The organism is Gemmatimonas sp., assembly GCF_044376735.1.
Taxonomy (GTDB): Bacteria; Gemmatimonadota; Gemmatimonadetes; order Gemmatimonadales; family Gemmatimonadaceae; genus Gemmatimonas.
On sequence record NZ_JBILKJ010000258.1, the window covers coordinates 1 to 2,928 of the forward strand.

2 protein-coding genes are annotated in these 2,928 nt (G+C 66.3%); both read right to left on the reverse strand.

The window, feature by feature from the left end; translation table 11 throughout:
* On the reverse strand, nucleotides 1–2,261 hold a 2,261-nt coding region (locus ACIRA7_RS16330), incomplete at its 3' end, for a TonB-dependent receptor (RefSeq protein ID WP_396221892.1).
* 8 nt (nucleotides 2,262–2,269) lie between these two features.
* Nucleotides 2,270–2,928: phytase (locus tag ACIRA7_RS16335; protein WP_396221893.1), on the reverse strand; the 659-nt coding region annotated here is incomplete at its 5' end.

The following is a 2,928-nucleotide window of genomic DNA, read 5'->3' on the forward strand; positions in this document are numbered from 1 at the left end:
AGGTCCTTGTAGAACGCGCCGGCCGACATGAAGCCGACCGAGCGGAAGTAGCGCTCGATCATGACGTCGTATGCCAGCGCCGTCGTGGCCTCGAGCGCCGGATTGCCGATCGAGGCCGTCTGCTGACCCGCCTGCACATTCACGTACGGCGTCATGTCCTGGAACTGCGGGCGCACGAGCGCGGTCGTGACGGCGGCCTTCACGTTCGTGTACTCGTCGACGCGATACGTGGCGTTGATCGACGGGAAAAAGTTGACGTAGCTGCTGGTGCCGGTGGTGTCCGAGATGGGGCGCGACAGGGCATTTCCGGCGGCGTTGAGTGCCACGATCTTTGCCGTGTTCTCGACGCGGGTCGCTTCGACGCGCACACCGGGGATGATGCGCAGCGCGCCCGCATCGAGCGTGGCCATGAGGTAGCCCGCGTAGACATCTTCGCCCACGGCGAACGTGCCGCCGGCCGAGGTGGTGGCCGAGCTGAGCGCGTTGACGGTAAACGCGTTGGGGTTGGCGGTGATGAAGTCACCCATACGCGTTGGATCGAACGTGCGGCCAAACTGGTAGTCGCCACCGAAGAGGGTGCGTCCCTGCGTTTCGGCGGTGAGGGCGCTCATGAGGGTGGCACTGGTCGCGCCCAGTGTGTTCGTGCCCAGCGCGCTGGTGTACGCCGTGGTGACGAGGCTGTTGTCGCGCTCCTTGAGCCGCGCCGACAGACCGCCCTTCAGCGTTCCGATAAAGCCGCCGAACGCCACCGGCATCGACGCGTTGATCTTGGCGCTGAGGTCGGCGTCCTTCGTGTCTCGCACTTCGCGGGTCAGTCCATTGAATCCGAAGCGCGTGGGATCGTCAAAGGAGCCGACGGACACGTTGGCGCGCGGACGGTCGGCATCGGCGAAGTTGTAACCGAGCGTCATGCCGCTCTGGCGGAACGACATCGTGAGCGCACCCGGACGGCTTTCAGAGGCGCGCGACGTGCCGATGGCCCAGTCGAGTGCCTTACCATCCTTGGCGAAATGCTCGCCGCCAACCTGCGCGGTGAAGATGTCCTGAATGACCTCGCGAAGGCGGATGTCGCGGTCGAACTGCGATCCGGTCGTGATGCCGGAGTCGGGCGTCACCTGCGTCCAGCGGGAACCGCCGCCGCCACGGAAGCGGAAGCGGGCGCGGGCGCGGACTTCGTCATCGGAGAAGCGGTTGAACGTGCTGCGCACGAACAGCTTGCTGTTGTTGGCCAGCAGGTAGTCGAGGGTGCCGTTGAGACCCGCGCGGAGGCGGTTCACCTGCGGGTAGTCGCGCAGTTCGAACAGGTTCGGAGCGTCGAGCGAGGTGAGCGACGGGGCGACGCCGCAATTGCGCGTCTGCGAGCACCAGTCGCCTTCGATGTTCTGCGAGGCGCGTTCGTTCTTGTAGTACGTGCCGCCCACCATGGCGCCGAACTTCTGCGACGCGCCGAAGCGCTTACCGGCGTTGGCACCGACGTTCACCAGCGCACCGCCGCCGAGCTGGTTGGCACCGCCGGCGAAGGTGGCGTTGAGTAGTGGCTGGTTGGCGCGCGCCGTGCGCGTGACGATGTTGACGTTGCCGCCGATGGCGTCGGCGTCCATGTCGGGGGTGAGCGTCTTGGCGATCTGGATCTGCGCGGCCTGATCGGAGGGCACGATGTCCATCGGCAGCTGACGGCTGGCCTGCTCGGGCGAGCTGATACGGAGTCCGTTCAGCGACATCGAGTTGAGATCGGCATTGGTGCCGCGAATCTGCACGAAGCGTCCTTCGCCCTGGTCACGGAGAACGGCCACACCCGGTACGCGGGCGAGCGCTTCGGCCATGTTGGGGTCGGGAAGACGGCCCACGAGTTCGTTGTCGATGACGCTGGAGATCGTGGAGGCCGTGCGCTGCTGATTGAGCGCCGAGGCCTGACCGGCGACCTGTCCCTTGACCTTCACGGCGGCGAGGTTGGTGATCGCCTCGCTCATCTTGACGTCGAGCGTGACCGTGGCGCCGGTGGTCACCGTGACGGGCTTGGTGACGGGCTGGAAGCCGATGTAGCGGAAGGTGACCGAGCGCGCGCCGGCCGGTACGTTGACGGCGCGATACGTGCCGTTCTGCGTTTCGGCGCGGATGGCCGTGCCCTCGACCGTGACGAGGACGCCGGAGAGCGGACGGCCGCTCGGATCGGTGACCGTGCCGGTCACGACCCCTTGGGCACCGAGCGGTGCGGCGAGGAGCAGCAGGCCGGCGGCCATGCTGTGCAATGAGATACGCATCAGTGGGTTCAGTTGGGAGGAAGGCGCTTGCGAACGTCGCGCCAGTCGTAGAAGTGGAACGTCTTGTCGGTCGACATCATCACGAGCAGTCCTTCGGGAAACGCCGGCGAGAGTGCGCGGGCCGTTACGTCGAGACCATCCGTTTCCTGCGCGGCCACGGGGATCGTGGCCAGTGCCACGTGTGTATGCGGTGCGCCTTTGGATCCTTCGCGGGCGAAGACTTGCAGGCGCTGCCCCTGCTGGTCGGAGACCAGCAGGTAGCCGGTGGAATCGCTCGTGGGATACACGGCGATGCCTTCGTGATCGCTCACGAATCCGGTAGTGCCAAAGAGCGCGAGCTCCGTGGCGGCGTCGGCACGATCGGGATCGGCGTGGTACTTCCGAATGCCGACCGTTTCGTCGCTGTAGTACACGAAGCCGAGTTGCTGGTCGACGGCGATCGCTTCAATCTCTTTCCGGCCGCTGTACGCGCCGAACGCCCGGACGCGCGTCGCGGTGAGTGTACCGTTCCCCACGTCGGCGAGGCGATACTGCCAGAGGTACCCCTCCGCGGGGCCGCTCTTGCCTCCGACGATGGCGAATACGGCGCCATCGCGCGGACGCCGATACAACGCGATGCCCATCGGCGCCCGGGAGACATCGCCGTCGAATAGCGCGATGCCGCCCC